Below are 21,367 nucleotides of genomic sequence, written 5' to 3'. Positions count from 1 at the left end.
TTGTTCTATTACTTCAAGTGGCTGTCTCGAAGAAACCTCTGAATCAGGCTTGCCTGGTGATGGGTGTTAATTCGTGATCAGTTGTCTTGGGGTTATATAGTCAAGCAACTAAGCGCATACGGTGGATGCCTTGGCAGTCAGAGGCGATGAAAGACGTGGAAGCCTGCGATAAGGTTCGGGGAGCTGGCAAACAAGCTGTGATCCGGGCATTTCTGAATGGGGAAACCCACCGACTTTCGGGTCGGTATCTTGCACTGAATACATAGGTGTAAGAGGCGAACCGGGGGAACTGAAACATCTAAGTACCCCGAGGAAAAGAAATCAACCGAGATTCCCTAAGTAGCGGCGAGCGAACGGGGATTAGCCCTTAAGCTAGACAACTGGTAGGAGAAGGCTCTGGAAAGTGCCGCCATAGTGGGTGATAGCCCCGTATCCGAAACCTGAGTTTAGTGAAATCGAGTAGGACGGGACACGTGATATCCTGTCTGAACATGGGGGGACCATCCTCCAAGGCTAAATACTCCTGACTGACCGATAGTGAACCAGTACCGTGAGGGAAAGGCGAAAAGAACCCCTGTGAGGGGAGTGAAATAGATCCTGAAACCGTATGCGTACAAGCAGTCGGAGCGGACTTGTTCCGTGACGGCGTACCTTTTGTATAATGGGTCAGCGACTTATGTTCAGTGGCGAGGTTAACCGTTTAGGGGAGCCGTAGGGAAACCGAGTCTGAATAGGGCGATTTAGTCGCTGGGCATAGACCCGAAACCGGGCGATCTATCCATGAGCAGGTTGAAGGTTGAGTAACATCAACTGGAGGACCGAACCCACTGTCGTTGAAAAGCCAGGGGATGACTTGTGGATCGGAGTGAAAGGCTAATCAAGCCCGGAGATAGCTGGTTCTCCCCGAAAGCTATTTAGGTAGCGCCTCGGACGAATACCACAGGGGGTAGAGCACTGTTTCGGCTAGGGGGTCATCCCGACTTACCAACCCGATGCAAACTCCGAATACCTGTGAGTACTATCCGGGAGACACACGGCGGGTGCTAACGTCCGTCGTGAAGAGGGAAACAACCCAGACCGCCAGCTAAGGTCCCCAAGTACCAGTTAAGTGGGAAACGATGTGGGAAGGCTCAGACAGCTAGGAGGTTGGCTTAGAAGCAGCCATCCTTTAAAGAAAGCGTAATAGCTCACTAGTCGAGTCGGCCTGCGCGGAAGATGTAACGGGGCTCAAACTGGTCACCGAAGCTGCGGCTGCATACTTTGTATGCGGGGTAGGGGAGCGTTCTGTAAGCCTGCGAAGGTGTGTTGAGAAGCATGCTGGAGGTATCAGAAGTGCGAATGCTGACATGAGTAACGACAATGCGGGTGAAAAACCCGCACGCCGGAAGACCAAGGGTTCCTGCGCAACGCTAATCGGCGCAGGGTGAGTCGGCCCCTAAGGCGAGACCGAAAGGTGTAGTCGATGGGAAACGGGTTAATATTCCCGTACCTTGGATAGCTGCGATGGAGAGACGGAGAAGGCTAGGTGAGCCGGGCGACGGTTGTCCCGGTTTAAGCGAGTAGGGAGTGGACTTAGGCAAATCCGGGTCCACAATCTCGAGACGCGACGACGACTGCTCCTAGAGCGGGAAGTCATTGATGCCATGCTTCCAGGAAAATCTTCTAAGCTTCAGGCTATTCGAGACCGTACCCCAAACCGACACAGGTGGTCAGGTAGAGAATACCAAGGCGCTTGAGAGAACTCGGGTAAAGGAACTAGGCAAAATGGTGCCGTAACTTCGGGAGAAGGCACGCTGGTGTTAGGTGATACCCCTGCGGGTGGAGCTGAAGCCAGTCGAAGATACCAGGCCCCTGCGACTGTTTATTAAAAACACAGCACTGTGCAAACACGAAAGTGGACGTATACGGTGTGACGCCTGCCCGGTGCCGGAAGGTTAATTGATGGGGTTAGCGCTTGCGCGAAGCTCTTGATCGAAGCCCCGGTAAACGGCGGCCGTAACTATAACGGTCCTAAGGTAGCGAAATTCCTTGTCGGGTAAGTTCCGACCTGCACGAATGGCGTAACGATGGGGGCGCTGTCTCTACCCGAGACTCAGTGAAATTGAAATCGCCGTGAAGATGCGGTGTATCCGCGGCTAGACGGAAAGACCCCGTGAACCTTTACTATAGCTTCACAGTGAACTTTGAGCATGTTTGTGTAGGATAGCTGGGAGGCTTTGAAGTGGGAACGCCAGTTCTCATGGAGCCAACCTTGAAATACCAGCCTGACATGTTTGAGGTTCTAACTTGGTCCCCTTATCGGGGATGAGGACACTGTGTGGTGGGTAGTTTGACTGGGGCGGTCTCCTCCCAAAGCGTAACGGAGGAGCACAAAGGTGGGCTAAGCATGGTCGGACATCATGCGGTTAGTGTAATGGCACAAGCCCGCTTAACTGCGAGACAGACACGTCGAGCAGGTACGAAAGTAGGTCATAGTGATCCGGTGGTTCTGTATGGAAGGGCCATCGCTCAACGGATAAAAGGTACTCCGGGGATAACAGGCTGATACCGCCCAAGAGTTCACATCGACGGCGGTGTTTGGCACCTCGATGTCGGCTCATCACATCCTGGGGCTGAAGCCGGTCCCAAGGGTATGGCTGTTCGCCATTTAAAGTGGTACGCGAGCTGGGTTTAGAACGTCGTGAGACAGTTCGGTCCCTATCTGCCGTGGACGTTGGAGATTTGAGGAAAGCTGCTCCTAGTACGAGAGGACCGGAGTGGACGAACCTCTGGTGTTCGGGTTGTCACGCCAGTGGCATTGCCCGGTAGCTATGTTCGGACAGGATAACCGCTGAAAGCATCTAAGCGGGAAGCCCCTTCCAAGATGAGATCTCCCTGGACCCTTGAGGTCCCTGAAGAGCCGTTCAAGACCAGGACGTTGATAGGTCGGGTGTGTAAGCGCTGCGAGGCGTTGAGCTAACCGATACTAATTGCTCGTGCGGCTTGACTATATAACACCCAAGACAATTGCGGATAACGCAGAGCCTAACCGCTCAAACGAAATCAACATCACTCAGTTCCTTCTCGTCCCCCAGTGATCAACCGTTTTGCCTGACGACCATAGCGGTCTGGAACCACCTGATCCCATCCCGAACTCAGAAGTGAAACAGACCAGCGCCGATGGTAGTGTGGCGTTGCCCATGTGAGAGTAGGTCATCGTCAGGCTCCTAATACCAAAAACCCCAGCATCCTCGATGTTGGGGTTTTTTATTGCCTTCAGAAAAGACCTGGATCAGGGCAGCCAGATCTCAAACACCCCACCACCGAGGCTCCCACCGTTGTGGAGTTTTATCGACCCACTTCGCTTTCCCTCACTGTGCAGTCTGGCAACGGATGAGGCGAAGAACAGCCCGAGGCTGGTACTGCCACTCTTGAAATCAAGGGATTTGAAGTTGAGTGTTCCCGTGTGCTGCATGTTGTCGGGATACCCCTTGCCATCGTCCTCAACACCGATCACCAGGTAACCGTCTCTCTCGCCAGCGGTAAGACGGATTCTGCTGCGGGTATAGCGGATGGCATTGTTGATGGTGTTATTGAGTACACCGGTCAACAGATCCTCGTCGAAAAAGCCGTTTATGTCCTCAGCGTCCACGGAAACATCAATGCCGAGCCCTTGCAGAAGAGGGTTGTGTCTGGCCAGGTGTTCCGAGAGGAAATCCGGCACAAAGTGCTCCTCAATGTGTGCCGAGAGGTTGTTCTCGCCAAGCCGGTAGATACCAAGGAGTTGCACCAGATCGTTGTGCATCCGTTCGGCTTCGTACTGCAGGGTATTTAAGCGGGAAGATTCCCCGAGGCTTTCCTCGTGCTCGCTGCGAAGCTCGTCGAGGGAATTAAGGAGCATGCCAAGCGAGTTCTTCATATCGTGAACGGCTGAGGCAAGCACCATGGAAAAATCGATATTCTGGTCTTTCATACCATCAGCCCCTTCAGTTTTCGTTGTAAGGCGATATAGCGCCGATGTTGGCGGTGTTGCTCCGGCAGTCCTGCCAGGCGATCCAGGCAAGTCTGGCAGCGTTTGAGGAGCTCAGCGTCACCGGGACTGTTGTCATTCTCCTTCATCAGCACCTGAACCAGGTTAAGGTTCAGGGCGGCGTGGTCCGGGACGATTTCCAGAGCCTTTGAAAAGATCTCCACGGCTTCTTGCAGGTTCCCGGCTTCGAACGCTTTTATTCCGTCCCGGTTGAGGGTTCGGGCTTTGATTTTCTGCCGGAACCCCACGGGCTCATCAAGGAGGCTTTCAATCTTCTGAAGTATGTCAGGCTCGTTGCTGAACCGCTCTGACATCTCTCGCAACAGCGCTTTGGCGTCGCTTTCATGGCCGAGTCGAAACAGGGTCTTGGCGTAATCAAGACCCGTTGCGGCATCCAGGGCTGTGGCATTGTCGAGTTCCGGTCTGATCCTCTCGAGGATTTTGGTCGCCTCTTTGTCCTGACCCTGTCCTGCATAAACCCGGCACTGGACGATCTGGCTCCGCAGGCTGATACCTTCCTCAGCCTCGAATCGCTCTTCCATCTTCTTAAGAACCGTTAGTGCTTCCCTCGCTTTTTCTTTGCCTTCTTCTTCAAGATTGCCCTCGCTGAGGTCGGAAAGTGCCTGGCCCAAGGCGAGGTAATGCTCTGAATTGTCGTGAATCGAGTGGGTGCCAAGCTCTACTGTGCGCTGCCACGCCTCGGATGATGTCTCGAGATCCTGGTTGGAGCCGGCCAGCTTTGCCAGATGCTTTTGCCGAAGTAGTGCATTGGGGGAATGCTCTATGGCTTTCTCCAGTACCTGCTGTGCCTGTGTCGGCCGGCCCTGCCGTTCGAAACCCTCTGCCAGAAGGTCATAGGCCTCCATGTAGTCCGGATGATTTGCAATAAGCTCTCGCAGGCCGTCCACCGCCTGGTTGAAGCTTCGATTGGCGAGCAGGACTTTGCAGCGTCCGAGCCTTGCCCAGGACAATTCCCGTTGCGCAAGGACGTCATCGAAGGTTTTGAGCGCGTGCGCCAGGTCCCCGAGCTGGAAATACAGGTCGCCCAGGGTTTTCATTAACCAGGTCTTGTAGCGTGGCTGCCGGGGCAGCATTTGGAGACAGAGCGAAATGGCTTCCGGGTAGTTTTCCCGGTCGATTTCCCGATTGATGGGCATGAGCGTGTTGCGCTGGCTGATCAGGGCGCCCAGACGTTTTTCGAGTACAGCCCGGTTTATGGGCTTGGTCAGATAGGCATCGGGCTGGTACTCCCTCGCCCCCATGACCATCTCCTTGGAGGTCTCCGCTGTCACCATGAGGAACAGGGATGAGCGCTTCAGTAATTTTTTGTACCGGAGGTCCTCGAGAATATGCTGGCCATTCTTGCCTTCTCCCAGGTTGAAGTCGCACAACACGACATCCACATGATTATAGGTACAGTGCTGGATGGCCTGACTGGCATTGGAAACCAGCTCGATCGTGTCAGCGCCACAACTACGCAACATCTGGCGAATGGACAATCGGAAATTTTCGAAGTCATCGATGACGAGATAGTTGAGCTTGCCGAAAGGATTGACGTCCGCTTTGGTGTCGGTCATGAGCGCTTCTGTTTCAATAGCTTGTTAACCAGTGCCCTCAGTGCAGCCGGTTTCACCGGTTTATAGAGAATCTGGTAGCCCCGGTTGATGGCATCCTCCCGAACTTCAGGCGCCATATAGCCGGTGATAAGTATGCCCGGGATGTTGGCATTAAGAGCACCGCGAATGCTGTCCATGGCATCGAGACCGTTCTTGTTATCATCCAGCTGATAATCGGCAAGTATAATATCGGGCCGGTTCCCTTCCAGTTTGTCCATGGCGTCTTCCAGGCTTTCGGCGGCCGTTACATCACATTTCCAGTTCCCAAGCAATGCGACCATGCCCTGCAGGATAGCCGGGTCGTTATCGATGCACAGGAAATGCAGGCCACCGAGGTTGGATACCCTGCGTGAGCCCGATGCGGGCTTGGCAGCGGCGGTCTCGTTCTGTTCGGGGGCCGCTGTTGGCACTGTGATGCCGAAGACACTGCCTCGGCCCTGGACGGAATGGACGCTCACCGGGTGGTTCAGCATGCCGCTGATACGGTCAACGATCGCGAGACCGAGCCCCAGGCCTTTTTTATCACGGCCATGCTGAAACCGACGGAATTCCTCGAAAATGTGTGCCAGCTGGTCCTCGGGTATCCCCGGACCGGTATCCCAGACTTCTATACGAATATAGCCTTTCAGACGCCGGCACCCGAGCAGAATCTTGCCTTCCGGGGTGTAGCGTATGGCGTTGGACAGGAAATTCTGGACCACACGACGCAACAATTTGGAATCGGAGCGGATCCAGGCCGTGCTGGGCACAACGTGCAGCTCAAGGTTCTGGTCCTTGGCGATTGCTGAAAAGTCGGTTGCCAGGTGGCGCATGATCTCGTTCACGGGGAAGACCCCGATATCGGGCTCCAAGGCACCCGCGTCCAGCTTTGAAATATCCAGCAGGGTGCTGATGATCTCCTCGGCAGCCCCGAGAGAGCTGTCGATGTGGTCCACGAGATCTTTCATTTCGCCGTCATCGGCTTTGCCGGCGAGGGCAGAGGTGAATAGCCGCGCTGCGTTCAGCGGCTGCAGAAGGTCATGGCTGGCCGAGGCGAGGAAGCGTGTCTTGCTCTGGTTGGCCTGCTCGGCCACGGATTTAGCCTTCAGCATCTGCTCATTGATGACCTGAAGCTCCTGGGTGCGCTCCTTGACCCGCTGCTCGAGATAGATGTTGGTCTCCTTGAGGGCCTGCTCGGTTCTGCGCATGGCCGTGATGTCCTGGAACGTGGTCACATAGCCACCACCGGGTATCGGGCTGCCATCAATGCGTAAAACGGTACCGTCCGGTCTCTGGCGCTCGTAGGACATCGGCCGGCCCTCCCGCATGCTGGTGCAGCGATCGACGACGATCTCATCAATCCGGCGGGCTGACAGATTGGCATTGGTTAGGTTATAGCGCATCAGATCTTCAACAGGCCGACCGACCCTGACGAAGCCCTTCGGGTAGGTGAACAGCTCCAGATACCGGTGATTCCAGACTACCAGTTGCTGCTGGTGGTTAACCACCGACACGCCCAGGCTGATATTTTCAATCGCTGACTGGAGCAACTCCCGGCTGAAGGTCATGGCCTGGGACGCTTCGTCGACGATGCTGACCACATCCTCGATCTGCATGTCCCGGCCGGTGAGGGTCGATTCCAGGACCACCCTGGCGGTGGAGGCGCCGATGACCGACGCCAGTTGGCGCTCGATATATTTCATCAGATGCGCCGATGCCGGGCGTTGTGGGTGCAAACGGATGGCGTTGCGGCGTTCGTAATTCCGGAAAATGGTTTCCGAGCGTTCTTCACCCATGAACCGATCGGTAAGCGCCTGGAGGTCGGAGGTCAGTATTTCGCCCTGCCAGCTCTGGTGCTGCGCGGTTTCCGCTTTGGGCTGCGGATCGTGGAAGAAGGAGGCAATCTGGATCTTCTCGCGGACACGTTGACGGGTCAGCATCGAAAGTACGATGTATACCAGCGTGTTGATGCCGAGGCTCCAGATAATGCCGTGACTGGTCTGGTCCAGCTCGGACCCGAACAGGGCAGTGGGGCGTGTCCAGTTCAGTCCCCAGATTCCCTGCTCAATCAGGGTGTCAGAGACCCAGCCAGTGGTGGCCAGTGCCGGCAGTAGCAGGGTGTAACACCACATCAGGAAACCAAGGCCAAGGCCCCAGACGGCGCCCATGTAATTGCCCCGGCGCCAGATAATACCGCCTACCAGCGCCGGCCCGAATTGCGCCGCTGCCGCAAAGGAGAGCAGGCCGAAAGCCGTCAGGCTGTAGTCTTCGCCGGCCATCCGATAAAAACCATAGGCGGTGAGCAACACCACAAAGATAGCGACCCGGCGGATACTCAGGAGCAGGTAGCTGAGATCAGTGCGCCGGTTCATGCCCGGTCGGAAAAATTTCAGCAGGGCCGGCATGATGATCTCGTTGCTGACCATGGTGGCAATCGCCACAGAGCACACGATTACCATGGCTGCAGCCGCTGACCCGCCACCGAGGAACGCCAGTATGGCCAGCCATTCCTCGCCTGCCATGATCGGTAGTTGCAGTATCAGGATGTCAGGATTTCCAGCAGAGGCCTCGGGCGACAGCAGGCCGGCAGCAGCAATAGGAAGCACAAAGGCACTCGCTACGATCAGGTAGATCGGCATCGCCCAGCGTGCAATCTCGAAGTCCCGATGATCGGTATTTTCAACCACCATGACATGAAACTGCCGGGGCAGGCAGATGATGGCGAGCATGGCAATGAGTGTCTGGGTAATGAACGCCGGCGCTTCGATACCATCGGTGGTCAGGGTGCCGATCAGGTCGGCGTCCCGGGCCCGTTCAAACAGTTCGCCAAACCCGCCATAGAGTCCGTAGCCAACGAACAGTCCCACGGCGACGAAAGCCACGAGCTTGATTAGTGACTCGAAGGCCACGGCCTGGATCATGCCCCGATGATGCTCGGTGGATTCCAGGTGTCGGGTACCAAACAGAACGGTGAAGACCGCCAGGGCAAGGGTGATGTACCACGCGGAATCACTCCAGGCCGCCGTGCTCAGCTCTTCATAGCCTGTTCCGGTAGCCGAGAGCACGTTGAAGCCCATCGCAATGGCTTTCAGTTGCAAGGCAATGTAGGGAACACTGCCGATCAGCGCAAAGGTCGCAATCATTGCGGCCAGAAGCTGGGATTTGCCATACCGGGAGGCAATGAAATCGGCAATGGAGGTACTGTTATTGCGCTTGCTGATATAGATGATCCGGCGCAGCAAGGGTGCACCGAACACGAAGACCAGCAAGGGCCCGAGGTAGATGGGGAGAAACCCCAGACCCTCCTGGGTGGCGCGTCCAACGGCGCCGTAGAAAGTCCAGGAGGTGAAGTAGACTGCCAGGGAGAGTGCGTATATGTGTGTGCGTGCCAGACGCCTGCGATATAACCCGGGGTGTTTGTCGCCGGCCCAGGCGATCACAAACAGGATCGAGATGTAGGTGATGGAAATGAGGACCAGCAGCCAGGCACTAATCATGGTTACGCGTTCCCGACAGTATCAGCAGGTTGGTGCATCACGCTAACGAGGTATCACTCGGCGCAGACGGTTTCATACAGGGGGTCTCCGCGCTCGAGCAGCTTAAGGTTATCCACTCGCGGGCTTCCGTCAGATCCCAGAGGTACCAGTTCCCGGGTCGTACAGTTAATGAGGTGAACGCGATGAGAAACCGCGTCTGTCATTTTCTGCTCGAAGCGATAGAGGGTAAACCGGACAATGTCTTCGCTGCTGGTGTCACGGCTGATGCTTTTGGTGTCGACGGTGGAGAATGCGGTGACGTAGGGGAGCACGAAGGTCCATGGCCGCCACAGGATGCCGTCGGATTCGGTGCTCACAACCACCGCTTCGTCCGGCAGCCGTGCTTCTTTCTGGTCGAACCAGGTGTATTCCATGTAAATGAGATAGCCGAGCATGCCCGCGCCGGCGAAAACGGGGATGATCCACTTCGGGGCTTTGTTTCGAGTGGCGGCGCGAATACCCAGTGCAATACCGGCAGCGCCAAGGCCGCAAACTACAGTAGCGACAAATGTCCAGAACATATAATGACTTCCTCAAAAAAGAACGGGCTTCCTCATTGAGGAAGCCCGTTCAGTATCAACCTGTCAGTTCATCGAACAAATCAGGCTGAGATGTTGCTTAGTGGTCTTGAGCCTGACCGGCACCACGTGGGTAACGGACGCTTTCAACCAGTTCCTGAATCTCAACGGGCGGTTCTTCAGTTGCGTTGGATACAATGAAGGCTACCGCAAAGTTGACGATTGCACCAACCGCGCCGATAGACAGCGGGGAGATGCCCAGCACCCAGTTTTCAGGAGTGTCTGGCAGGTTAGCTGTACCCGGGATGAACAGCCAGCCCTTGTATACGAAGATGTATACCAGGGTGAACGTCAGGCCGCTCAGCATACCAGCGATGGCACCGGTATTGTTCACGCGCTTGGAGAAGATACCCATCATCAGCGCCGGGAACAGGGATGCTGCCGCGATACCGAAGGCGAGGGCCACGACCTGTGCCGCAAAGCCGGGAGGATTCGCCCCAAGCCATGTGGCGACAACGATGGCCACCGCCATGGATATCCGGGCTGCAAGCAGCTCACCTTTCTCCGAGATGGCCGGGTTGATGGAGCCCTTGATCAGGTCGTGACTGACCGCCGAGGAGATCGCCAGCAACAGACCGGCCGCTGTGGACAGTGCTGCGGCCAGGCCACCCGCTGCGATCAGACCAATGACCCAGCCTGGCAGGTTGGCGATTTCCGGGTTGGCCAGTACCAGGATATCCCGGTTTACGACCAGCTCGTTGCCATTCCAGCCGCGGGCTTCAGCGGTAGGCGCGAAGGCTTCGCTGTCGTTGTAAAGCTGGATACGGCCGTCTTCGTTCTTGTCGGTGAACTGGATAAGACCAGTTACTTCCCACTCCTTGATCCAGTTTGGACGCTCATCGTACTGGATCGGCTCCGCTGAGGTGCCGTCCGGGTAGATGGTGGTCATCAGGTTCAAGCGAGCCATGGAGGCAACCGCCGGCGCAGTCAGGTACAGCAGGGCGATGAATACCAGCGCCCAGCCTGCGGACCAACGTGCGTCAGCCACCTTGGGTACGGTGAAGAAGCGGATGATAACGTGTGGCAGGCCTGCAGTACCGATCATCAGCGACAGGGTAAACAGAACCATGTTCAGTTTGTTGTCGATATCGGCGGTGTACTCATTGAAGCCGAGGTCGGTGATGACCTGGTTCAGCTTGGTGAGGATCGGCATGCCGGAATCCACGTGAGTCGAGAACAGACCCAGACCTGGAATCGGGTTACCGGTCAGCTGCAGGGAGATGAACACGGCAGGAATGGTGTAGGCAACAATCAGAACGCAGTACTGTGCAACCTGGGTGTAGGTGATGCCCTTCATGCCACCCATTACCGCGTAGATGAAAACCACGACAGCTGCGATCATGAGGCCGACGGTGGAATCAACTTCGAGGAAGCGAGAGAAGGCAACACCGGCACCAGCCATCTGGCCGATAACGTAGGTTACAGACGCTACGATCAGGCAGATAACCGCTACGAGGCGGGCATTCTTGCTGTAGAAACGGTCGCCGATAAACTCTGGAACCGTAAACTTGCCAAACTTCCGCAGGTACGGAGCCAGCAGCATGGCCAGCAGAACGTAACCGCCAGTCCAGCCCATAAGGAAGGTGGAGTTGGCGTAGCCACCGGCAGCAATCAGACCTGCCATGGAGATAAACGATGCCGCGGACATCCAGTCGGCGCCGATTGCAGCGCCGTTGGTGATCGGATGAACACCGCCGCCGGCAACGTAGAAGTCACTCGTGCTTCCGGCCTTGGCCCAGATAGCAATAGCGATGTAGAGGAGGAATGAGCCCCCTACGAAAATGATGTTAATGGCAAATTGGCTCATTCGTTCTTACTCCTCGTGCACGCCGAATTTTTCATCGATCTTGTTCATGCGCCACGCGTAGTGGAAGATCAGAACGATGAACGTGAGGATGGAACCTTGCTGGGCAAACCAGAAGCCCAGATCAGTACCACCAATCGGAATACCGGCAAGCATCGGACGGAGCAGAATTGCAAAGCCGTAAGATACCAGGGCCCAGACTATCAGGCTCCCGAATATCAGGCGCAGATTCGCCTTCCAGTACGCTTCAGCATCGTAGCTATGACCTGCTGACATAGGATCACTCCTGTTTTGTTGTTGTGGAGGTTGGGTGGGTTTTTGGTGAGGCACTTCTGTTAGAGAATTTATTATTCATATAAGTACTTCTCCGACTAGTTGTCCCTACTGACTTTACTGGTCAAGCGATTTATAGATATTGGCAAAAGGTCTAATTCTCAGTAATTTGGCGTGACGTCGGTCTATTAATGCCATGTTCCGCCGGGCATCGATTCAGAAACGATGCATGTTTTGCAGGCGCCGATGATAATGGAGTTTGTCGTGAAGCCCTTTCAGTGTTTTTACCCCTTCCGACCGCGCCTTATTAAGTGCGACCAGGGTAAGTTCGGCTGTAGCGAGAGCATCGGAAGCGGCGTGGTGACGTTCGCTGACTTCAAGGCCGAAATAATCGGCCCAGTTGTCGAGTCCTTTGCCACCGGTCTTGGTGTTTGGAAAAAATGCAGGCATCAGGTCGGCCACGTCCATCCAGGTATGGGGCTGGGTATAGCCAAGCTGCGCTTTCAGGGTCTTTTCCAGGAATTTCTGATCGAACGCCGAGTGGTAGGCCAGGATCGGGTCGCCGTTCATCCACTCGAGAAGATAGAGAAGGGCATCCTCGATTTCGTGCCCCTGGGTCAGCGCCTCCGGCCCGATCCCGTGAATGAGCACGGTTTCGCGGATGTCGAGCTCAGGACGCCTGAGGATCAGATCAAACTGGTCGCCCAGGTGGATAATGCCGCCGCGGATGGCGACGGCTCCGATAGCGATCACCTCGTCCTTGGAGGGGTTCAGTCCCGTGGTTTCAAGATCCAGCACGATCAGACGGCAGTCCGTGAGTAGCTGTTCTCCAGGCGTTTTCGGATTTGGCAGATTGCCAGGATCGTGACTACCGATTTTTCCGCCCCGGCGATGCTCAATCCATTGTTTGATCTGTTCCAGCATGTCTCGCGCCTGAAGTTCAGAGTTGGTAGGTAACTTCGAGTTTCTGTTGCAACCGCTGCGCCTGCCTGAAGGATTCCCGCAGGATTCGACGGTCGAGTGGGTTCAGATCGTCGGGATCGATGTAGTTGGTGAGCTCCTCCCCCTTGGCCAGCATTTCCTGGTGGGCCCGCATGCGGATAGCCTGAATCAGGCTATAACCTTCCTTCCAGGCGTTGGCATCTTTCGGATCAAAGACGCCCTTTTTCGCCAGTTCATCCATGCGCTCCAACGTGTTCGCTGTCTCAACGCCATTCGCCAGGGCGAAAACCCGCACCGCCTCAACAAACGGCGCGAGGCCCTGACGCTTGAGGTCCAGTGAGTGCTTGTTGCCCTCGGATATATAGCGGAAATTGCGGAACATGGTGAGCGGCGGCTTCCGTTGAAAAGCATTGCCGGCAAGCATTTTCTGGAACAGGGCGTTTTTCCGGATCCGAGTGAGGATCTTGTCCAGAAGGTCGTTCAGCGGCTCGGTTGGACCGTAGATAGCCCGCATATCAAGAAAAATAGAAGAATACACCAGGTTCTGGGGCGTGGAGGCATCAATGAACCGGATAAACCAGTCGTCCCACTCCTTGTCGCTCAAGCAGAGTTTCGGGTTACTGGCCATGATGTTGCCCTTGCACAGGGTAAAGCCGCATTCGGCCAGTTCGTCGTTTACCTTTCGCGCAAAGGGCAAGAGCTTTTCGCGGACCTGTTCTGCGGTCATGCCTTCCGGCGTCTGGAACAGTATGCCGTTATCCTGATCCGTCAGCAGGGTCTGCTCTTGGCGGCCCTCGCTGCCAAACGTCAGCCAGGTGAAGGGAATGCCCGGGTCGTTCTTCTTGATGTTCAGTTCCAGGACCCGTCGGACGGTTACATCATTGAGCGTGGTGATGATCTTGACCACCTGTCCGGAGTCGGCGCCGTGGGCGAGCATCGCATCCACCAGGCGTGATACGTCTGTTCGCAGGCTGACCAGGGTGCGCAGGTGGGTGGCCGTGCCAATGGTGCGGGCAAGGTTCACCAGGTCCACGCGCTGCAGGGAGAACAGGTCTCGTTCCGAAACCACACCAATCAGTTTACGGTCATCGTCGATGACGCAAAGATGCGCAAAATGGTGCTCCGCCATCAGCATGGCAGCTTCGAACGCATCGGCATGGGAAGGAAGGCAGCAGGGATTCTTGGTCATTACCTGCTGTATCGGCGTATCCAGGGGGCCGGCGTCCTCTGCGATCATGGTGCGAAGGTCCCGCAGTGTGAAAATGCCGGTCGGGATACGGTTTTCATCGGTAACGATCATGCTGCCGACGTTGTTTTCGTGCATTCGGGCCACGGCTTTACGCACCGGCAGATCGGGCGAGCAGACAATCGGATTGCGCAGGGCATAGCGTTCAAGTGGCGTATCGAGGGATGTGCTGGACCCGATTGAGGCCATGGCACTTGACTGAATGCGCCGGTTTACCTGATCGAGCAGGCTGCTGACGCCCCGCAGGCAAAAATCCCGGAACGGTTCGCTTTCTGCGAAGAGTGTAACGAACGCCGTCTGCCCGATGCTGAGGCAGAAGGTGTCGCCGTCTGCCCGATGCAGGGTTCTGGTTGGCCGTTCGCCGATCATGGCGGCGAGGGGAAAGCACTCGCCCTGGCTGATTTCGAAGGTCGTTTCCGTGCGGTCTTCTTTGTCGTTGTGGCGCTCGCCACGAATCCGCCCCTGTTTGACCACGTAGAATCGTTTAACGACATCCTGATCCGGAGACAACACGATATCGCCATCGGCGTAGAACTGGATGGAGGCGTTCTCCGCAAAATGCGCAAGATGCGTGTCATCCATGCTTGAGAAAGGCGCGTGTTCCCGCAAAAACGTCATGATGGCGCGGATGTTCTGCGGGCGGTCATTTTCCTGGTGCGCTGAGGCCATGTCCGTCGTCACTCGCTGGTTATTATTGTCCGTCTGAAGTGTAGTGTAGCCAAAGCATCTGTCGCCCTACGATTTTGGTCGCAAAAAGCCTGACATAGATCAGTTTTCTTTAAGGCCGGTTACCCGGATGGTAAAGTCGGTTTCTGAAACAGGTCATTAATTGTAACGCCATGACTACCAAAGAAGAGCGCCTCAGCTTCCTTGAGGAAATGAAAGACGTCCGGCGTATCCGCAAGCCCAACCGGGCCGAGGTGACAACGCCCCGGGAACTGACGCCAGGCCATCTGGAGCGTCAGCGGGCGGCTGTTGAAAAGCCTGCTCGGGACACCAATCCCCTGACTTCCGACATGGTAGAGCCACTTACGGCCCACGATATCCTGAGCTGGCAGCGGCCAGGCATCCAGCATGGCGTATTTCGAAAGCTCCGGCTGGGCCAGTATCCGATCGAAGCCCGCCTTGATCTGCACCGTATGACCGTTGAGCAGTCCCGTCGCGAAGTCTTCAGGTTCATCGGTGATTGCGTGCGCTATGGCCTGCGGTCGGTCATCATTCTTCATGGCAAGGGCGAGCGTAATCCTGATGGTATCGCCCAGTTGAAAAGCTACCTCGCCAAATGGTTGCCGGAGCTGGACGATGTCCTGGCCTTTCATTCGGCCCAGAAACACCATGGTGGTACGGGGGCTGTTTATGTCATGGTGCGAAAGAGTGACCGGGATAAGCAGCATAATCGTGAACTCCACGGCAGCCGTTAGGGCTGCCAATCCCAGGTATGCCTTAACAAGAGCCGCTGTGGCGGCTGAACGGAGGTTATCGTCGTGAAAAAAGCTGTATTGGTTGTATTCGCCGTACTGGCACTGGCGGGCTGTAAGGATCGAGTTATCTGGAACGACAACGGCAAGGTGGAAGAAGCCACAACGGATCGGGAGGTCTGGAACTCCAACGGCAAGATGGAGTCCGGCGAACGCAAGATCTGGGTTAACAAGGATGGCGAAGAAGTCGTCAGATAGGACTCTGGTATCTGCCTCAGGGGCAGCCACAATTAGAAATCCGGAAACAATACCGGAGACAGGTAGAGGAGAGGGTTGGGATGGCCGTGAGCCTGACAGTCAATGGCGACGAGCGGTCGCTGAACATTGAAGGGGATACTCCTCTTCTATGGGTATTGCGTGATGAGCTGGGGCTCAAGGGAACCAAATTCGGCTGCGGCGCGGGCCTCTGTGGTGCCTGCACGGTTCACCTGAACGGGCAGCCTGTGCGTTCCTGCTCGACACCGGTCGAAATGGTCGCGGGTGGTGATGTGGTTACGATTGAAGGCCTGGGGGAGGGGAGTCGTCTTCATGCCCTGCAGGAAGCCTGGATCGAACACGGCGTTCCCCAATGCGGCTACTGCCAGTCAGGCCAGATCATGAGTGCGGCCCACCTTCTGGCCAGCAATCCGGCGCCTTCACGTGAGGAAATTGTCGCGGCCATGACAGGCAATCTTTGCCGATGCGGCACCTACTCGCGGATCATTGCAGCCGTGGAATCCGTCGTCGCTGATACGTCAGACGGCGCTCAGGGAGGGGCCGCATAACATGGCGATGAACCGACGAAATTTCCTCAAGGTCAGTGCCGGTGCCTCCGGCAGCCTCATGGTTTCAATAACGATGCCGGGCTGCGCGGGAATCCAGACCGGTTATGAGCCGGACACGGGCGAATGGCGTCCCGATGCCTGGCTGGAACTGACTGCCGATGATGAAGTCTTCTTCACCCTGGCCCGGGTCGAAATGGGGCAAGGTACCTACACCGGGTTGACCACTTTGATTGCCGAAGAGTTGGAAATCCAGCCGGAGCGAATCACCCCACGCTTTGCACCGGTGGCGCCGGAGTATCGAAATCCTCTATACAAGCTGCAACTGACAGGCGGCAGCACCAGTGTTGCGACCAGTTGGGAGCCGCTTCGAATGGCCGGTGCGGAAGCCCGGCAAATGCTGGTTATGGCGGCAGCACGTGTATGGAGCGTCGAAGCAACCGAATGTCGCGCCAGTGAGGGTAGGGTGGTGCACCCGAACGGTATCGACTCCATGGCCTATGGCCAGTTGGTTGAGTTGGCCGCCAAAGAAGTCCTGCGTGGTGAAATAGCGCTCAAGCCGCAGAGCGAATGGAAATACATTGGCAAGCAACGAGGCAAACTCGATGCCCGGGCGAAGTCCACCGGAACCGCAGTTTACGGGATTGATGTCGATCTTCCGGACATGGTGTACGGCGTTGTCTCTCGGTCTCCCCGGCGCGGCGGCCGAGTCCGGGACTTCAACGCTGATCAGGTCCGTGCAATGACGGGTGTGCTTGATGTATTTGAGATCGAGCGTGGCGTGGCCGTAGTTGCCGACAAATACTGGCGTGCCCGGAAGGCTCAGGACGCGCTCAATATAGACTGGGATTTTTCGGATGCCGTGTCTCTATCTACGGGCGACGTGTTCGATTACTACCGCGCCGCTGCCGATGACGATCCCGGAGAGTCCGAGCGTCTTGAGGGCAGCTTTGCCAGTGCCATGGGGGAGGGCGACCGGGTAGTGGAAGCGGAATATGCCCAGCCCTACCTGGCCCACGCGACATTGGAGCCCATGAATGCCACGGCCTGGTACCGAGAGGACGGCATGGAGGTGTGGGCCCCTACACAGGCGCCGGACCTTGGCCGGATAGCAGCAGCCCGGGTGACCAATCTTGGCCCCGACGACATCACTATTAATACGACCTTTCTCGGCGGCGGTTTTGGTCGTCGACTGACTCAGGACTATATCGAAGAAGCGGCGGCAGTGGCCTATCGGGTCGGACTGCCGGTTAAGGTCATCTGGTCCCGTGAAGAGGACACCCGTCACGATCTCTATCGTCCGGCCATGCTGCACCGCATGAAAGCCAGCTTCGCGGGCGGCGAGCTTACAGGCTGGCATCACCAGATCGTGGGCCCGCAAATTCTTGACTGGTACGTCCGCAATGCGGCGCCTGCACAGTATCCGTGGGCTCCAAAGTTCATGTACGACACACTGGGCAGTGTCGGGCTGATGGCCGAAGGCATTGCCACGCCGAAAGATCACTCCGCGATTGAGGGGGCTATCGAATACCCCTACCGGGTCCCCAATATTGATATCCGTCATACCCACACCGATCCCGGCATTCCGATTACCTGGTGGCGTTCGGTAGGTTTTTCCCACAACGGGTTTGCCGTCGAAACCTTCATGGACGAACTTGCCCATGAAGCAGGTGAGGATCCTTACCAGTTCCGTCGTCGCCTGATTGCCCACGAGCCGAGGCACCTTGAAGTGCTTGACCGGGTTGTCAGGCTGGCCGACTGGCAGTCGCCTGTGCCAGAGGGTCGGGCCCGGGGGCTCGCCCTGTTCCGGAGTTTCGGAACGTACGTTGCCCAGGTGGTGGAAGCCGGAATCGAGAATGGTGCGATCCGGGTATACAAGGTCACCTGTTCGGTGGACTGTGGCCAGGTCGTAAACCCCCGTATCGTGGAGGACCAGATCGAGGGCGGTATCCTGTTTGGGCTGACTGCGGCACTTTATGGAGAAATCACGCTGGAGAATGGCGAGGTCCAGCAGAGCAACTTCCACGACTACCCCCTAATGAGGCAGTACGAGCGTCCTGAGGTGTTGGTGGATATTGTTGCAAGCAGCGAGTCGCCGACCGGAGTCGGTGAGCCGGGCGTGCCGCCGGTGATCCCGGCACTGGGTAATGCGCTGTTTGCGCTCAATGGAAAGCGGCAGCGTAGCCTGCCATTGAGAGCCAATGGCTGATTCAAGCGTTGCCTATTCGGTTGCTACTGGCCGCCAGACAGTGTTGGACAGAATGTCTCGCTGGCTGGTGGAAGGTCAGAGAGCCTGGCTTTGCACCATAGTGGACACCTGGGGCTCCTCGCCGCGTCCGGTCGGCTCCTGGCTGGCGATTGCAGAATCCGGTCACTGGAGCGGGTCGGTGTCCGGTGGCTGTCTGGAAGAGGATCTGCTCCGGCGCACAGCGGAAGACGGTCCGGACCATCCTGTTTTCGTTGATTATGGAATCACCGATGATGACCGGGATCATTTCCAGCTGCCTTGCGGTGGCCGGATACGTCTTCTGATTGAACCCTTCCGGGGGCAGACGGGTCTCGATCACGTTCAGGCATTGGCGGCTGCCTTGCGCGATCGCGAACCGGTGGCTCGTCGCGTGCCGATAAACGGGGCAGCGACGCTGGAGCATTCTGTCTCCTGGGCCGGTAACGCGGTCCACTTCGACGGTGAACAGCTTCTTCATGCTTTGCAGCCCGAGTGCCGGCTGTTGCTGATCGGTGCCGGCGAAGTCGCCCGTTACGTTTTTGAATTCGCGACCGCGGCGGATTTTGCCGTCACCCTCTGTGAGCCGAGGGAGGCCTTCGCCGCCGGCTGGAGTTTTGAAGGGATTCCCCTGGACCGGCGCCTGCCCGATGATCTGATTTCGACAGAGTTTGGCGACGCCTGGTCCGGTATTCTGGCCCTCGCCCATGATCCGCGCGTCGATGATATGGGGCTGTTGGCCGCTCTTCACTCCAGAGCCTTTTATGTTGGCGCCATGGGATCCCGAAGGACCTCAGAAGCCAGGCGGGAGAGGCTCGCCTCTCTGGGGCTGGAAGAAGACGCACTGGAGCGCCTGCGAGCCCCCATTGGCGTCGATATTCCGAGCAAGACACCGGCAGAAATTGCTGTCTCCATTGTCGCCGATCTGATTGCCGCACGGCATCATTTGCGAGGAGCTGGTTCGTCCCTATAATGGCGCCCATGGGAGTGTCCCAAGCGCTCTGAAACCCGGGAGAGAACTCGTGTTTGATGTAACCCGATACGCCGTCGCCGCGGATGCGATTGTGCAAGCCGGTCGATTCCTGTACCAGCAGGGTTGGTCGCCCGCAACGAGCAGTAACTATTCTGCCCGCATTGATGCCGAACACATCGCCATTACTGTTTCAGGCCGTCACAAGGGACAGCTGGGGGCGGGTGATGTCATGGTGGTCGATCTGGCCGGCCGGCCGGTACAGAGTGACTGTCGCTCCTCTGCAGAAACAAGGCTGCATACGGTGCTGTATGAGGTCTTTCCCGAGGTGGGCGCGGTTCTGCACACCCACTCGGTGAAGGCAACGGTGCTCAGTCGTCTGCTTGAGCCCGGCCAGCCACTGGCGCTGGAAGGCTATGAGCTGCAGAAGGCGTTTACCGGCGTTGAGACCCACGAATCAGTCCTGACGGTTCCGGTGTTCGACAACACCCAGGACATCGACGCGTTGGCGGAGCAAACTCGCGAATGGTTCCGGGAGCATCCGGAACAGCCAGGCTACCTGATTCGTGGCCATGGCCTGTACACCTGGGGCAAAACCATGGCCGATTGCCTGCGCCATGTCGAGGCCTTTGAATTCCTGTTTGAATGTGAGCTTGAAACCATGAGGGTTCGCCCATGACTACCCTGAGTATTTTCGACCAGAGCCAGCCCGAAAAGGCACGCAAAGTGACCGGGAATCCTGAAGAAATACGGGAGCTTCTGGCCCGCCACGGTGTGCGCTATGAGCAGTGGCCAACGAAAGATCTGCCGGCTGACGCATCCCAGGAAGACATCCTTGAGGCCTACAGCGAGGAAGTCTCGAAACTGAAGCACGACTGTGGTTTTCAGACCGCGGATGTAATTAGCCTGAACCCGGACAATCCGCAGAAAGACGCGTTCCGTCAAAAGTTCCTGGATGAGCACACCCACAGTGAAGACGAAGTTCGTTTCTTTGTCCGTGGCCAGGGTCTGTTTTACTTGCACTTCGGCAACGAGGTTTTCGCCGTGCTGTGCCAGAAAAACGATCTGATCAGTGTGCCCGATGGCACTCGCCACTGGTTTGATATGGGCCCGGAACCTGCGTTTACCTGCATTCGCCTGTTCACCAACCCCGAGGGCTGGGTGGCGGACTTTACCGGTGAGGACATCGCCGGTCGCCTGCCTCGCTATGAGGCGCTGGCAGGAGCGGCCGAATGATCCGGGTTGTGCTGACGGATATCGAAGGCACCACCAGCTCTATTTCGTTTGTGCACGATGTCCTGTTTCCCTATGCCAGCGAGCACCTGCCGCGTTTTGTTCTTAACCAGCATCAGGACAACCCGGCTGTGTCTGAGCAACTGGACGCAGTGGCCGAGGTATCAGGCGTTGCGCGTGAGGATGTCGAAGGGCTTATCCAAGTGCTTGAAACCTGGATCAGGGAAGACCGCAAGGAAACCTCTCTCAAGACGCTGCAGGGCATGGTCTGGGAGCAGGGATATCGGCAGGGAGAGCTGAAAGGGCACATCTATGCTGACGCAGCCGACTACCTTCAAAGCTGGCATGATCGGGGACTGCGTTTGTTCGTATATTCATCAGGTTCGGTAAAAGCCCAGAAGCTGATTTTCGGTTTTACAACGGAAGGCGATTTTACGCCGTTTTTCTCGGGCTATTTCGATACCCGTATCGGTGGCAAGAAAGAGACAGTTTCATACCGGAATATTCTGTCTGAGTTGGGCGTCGAGGCCTGCACGGTGCTGTTCCTGTCTGATGTGGAAGCTGAACTGGAGGCAGCCGAGGAAGCCGGAATGCAAACTGCCTGGCTTGTTCGCGAGGGAGATCTGCCGGAAACCGAACGTTTCGTTGCCCGTGATTTTGCGGAGGTCGATACCCTGCTGCAAAAGCGCTAGGCCCAGGGCTTTTTAACGCCATTGCA

The 21,367-nt window shown here is 56.7% G+C and carries 16 protein-coding genes and 2 rRNA genes; 10 read left to right on the top strand and 8 right to left on the bottom strand.

Annotation, left to right across the window (positions count from 1 at the left end; translation table 11 throughout):
* Positions 1–98 precede the first annotated feature (98 nt).
* Positions 99–2,990, top strand: a 23S ribosomal RNA gene (locus CFB02_RS08185).
* Positions 2,991–3,089: 99 nt separating this feature from the next.
* Positions 3,090–3,204, top strand: a 5S ribosomal RNA gene (gene rrf, locus CFB02_RS08180).
* Positions 3,205–3,271: 67 nt separating this feature from the next.
* On the opposite strand, the gene CFB02_RS08175 is transcribed toward rrf, so the two are convergent.
* The 8 genes from CFB02_RS08175 to CFB02_RS08140 form a co-directional block, all read right to left on the bottom strand.
* On the bottom strand, positions 3,272–3,952 hold the full coding sequence (locus tag CFB02_RS08175) for a sensor histidine kinase (protein ID WP_088557615.1): 681 nt from the start codon (positions 3,950–3,952) through the stop codon (positions 3,272–3,274).
* Complete coding sequence (locus CFB02_RS08170) at positions 3,949–5,586, bottom strand: tetratricopeptide repeat-containing response regulator (protein ID WP_088557614.1); 1,638 nt, start codon at positions 5,584–5,586, stop codon at positions 3,949–3,951. The genes CFB02_RS08175 and CFB02_RS08170 overlap by 4 nt, the downstream gene beginning before the upstream one ends.
* Positions 5,583–9,101 (bottom strand): PAS domain-containing hybrid sensor histidine kinase/response regulator, encoded by a 3,519-nt coding sequence (locus tag CFB02_RS08165; protein WP_088557613.1) that lies wholly within the window; start codon positions 9,099–9,101, stop codon positions 5,583–5,585. Before CFB02_RS08165 ends, CFB02_RS08170 begins: the two co-directional genes overlap by 4 nt.
* Positions 9,102–9,154: 53 nt before the next feature.
* On the bottom strand, positions 9,155–9,661 hold the full coding sequence (locus tag CFB02_RS08160) for a hypothetical protein (RefSeq protein WP_088557612.1): 507 nt from the start codon (positions 9,659–9,661) through the stop codon (positions 9,155–9,157).
* Between the two features lie 97 nt (positions 9,662–9,758).
* A complete protein-coding gene (locus tag CFB02_RS08155; RefSeq protein ID WP_088557611.1) occupies positions 9,759–11,525 on the bottom strand; it encodes a sodium:solute symporter family protein in 1,767 nt (588 codons plus the stop codon).
* A gap of 6 nt (positions 11,526–11,531) precedes the next feature.
* Positions 11,532–11,798: a DUF4212 domain-containing protein gene (locus tag CFB02_RS08150; RefSeq protein ID WP_088557610.1), complete on the bottom strand. Its 267-nt coding sequence runs from the start codon at positions 11,796–11,798 to the stop codon at positions 11,532–11,534.
* 213 nt (positions 11,799–12,011) lie between these two features.
* Positions 12,012–12,719 (bottom strand): PolC-type DNA polymerase III, encoded by a 708-nt coding sequence (locus tag CFB02_RS08145; protein ID WP_088557609.1) that lies wholly within the window; start codon positions 12,717–12,719, stop codon positions 12,012–12,014.
* 16 nt (positions 12,720–12,735) lie between these two features.
* Positions 12,736–14,652: a putative nucleotidyltransferase substrate binding domain-containing protein gene (locus CFB02_RS08140; protein WP_088557608.1), complete on the bottom strand. Its 1,917-nt coding sequence runs from the start codon at positions 14,650–14,652 to the stop codon at positions 12,736–12,738.
* A 170-nt stretch (positions 14,653–14,822) separates the two neighbouring features.
* Between CFB02_RS08140 and smrA the strand changes: the two genes are divergently transcribed.
* The 8 genes from smrA to mtnC all read left to right on the top strand — a co-directional run bounded on the left by smrA (position 14,823) and on the right by mtnC (position 21,341).
* Entirely contained in the window at positions 14,823–15,404 is a 582-nt protein-coding gene (smrA, locus tag CFB02_RS08135; RefSeq protein ID WP_008172920.1) for a DNA endonuclease SmrA, read from the top strand.
* 63 nt (positions 15,405–15,467) lie between these two features.
* Positions 15,468–15,659, top strand: a complete 192-nt coding sequence (locus CFB02_RS08130) for a membrane lipoprotein lipid attachment site-containing protein (protein ID WP_088557607.1) — start codon at positions 15,468–15,470, stop codon at positions 15,657–15,659.
* Between the two features lie 80 nt (positions 15,660–15,739).
* Complete coding sequence (locus CFB02_RS08125; RefSeq protein WP_088557606.1) at positions 15,740–16,225, top strand: (2Fe-2S)-binding protein; 486 nt, start codon at positions 15,740–15,742, stop codon at positions 16,223–16,225.
* A 1-nt stretch (position 16,226) separates the two neighbouring features.
* On the top strand, positions 16,227–18,431 hold the full coding sequence (locus CFB02_RS08120; RefSeq protein WP_088557605.1) for a xanthine dehydrogenase family protein molybdopterin-binding subunit: 2,205 nt from the start codon (positions 16,227–16,229) through the stop codon (positions 18,429–18,431).
* Positions 18,424–19,419: an XdhC family protein gene (locus CFB02_RS08115; RefSeq protein ID WP_227519361.1), complete on the top strand. Its 996-nt coding sequence runs from the start codon at positions 18,424–18,426 to the stop codon at positions 19,417–19,419. Before CFB02_RS08120 ends, CFB02_RS08115 begins: the two co-directional genes overlap by 8 nt.
* Positions 19,420–19,468: 49 nt before the next feature.
* Positions 19,469–20,095, top strand: a complete 627-nt coding sequence (locus CFB02_RS08110; RefSeq protein WP_053114901.1) for a methylthioribulose 1-phosphate dehydratase — start codon at positions 19,469–19,471, stop codon at positions 20,093–20,095.
* Complete coding sequence (locus CFB02_RS08105; protein WP_014576702.1) at positions 20,092–20,652, top strand: 1,2-dihydroxy-3-keto-5-methylthiopentene dioxygenase; 561 nt, start codon at positions 20,092–20,094, stop codon at positions 20,650–20,652. Before CFB02_RS08110 ends, CFB02_RS08105 begins: the two co-directional genes overlap by 4 nt.
* Positions 20,649–21,341, top strand: coding sequence for an acireductone synthase (mtnC, locus tag CFB02_RS08100; RefSeq protein ID WP_088557604.1), 693 nt, complete (start codon positions 20,649–20,651; stop codon positions 21,339–21,341). Before CFB02_RS08105 ends, mtnC begins: the two co-directional genes overlap by 4 nt.
* Positions 21,342–21,367: the final 26 nt, after the last annotated feature.

It is taken from the genome of Marinobacter sp. es.042 (assembly GCF_900188315.1).
Lineage (GTDB): Bacteria > Pseudomonadota > Gammaproteobacteria > Pseudomonadales > Oleiphilaceae > Marinobacter.
This window is presented reverse-complemented; position numbering and strand designations above follow the sequence as displayed.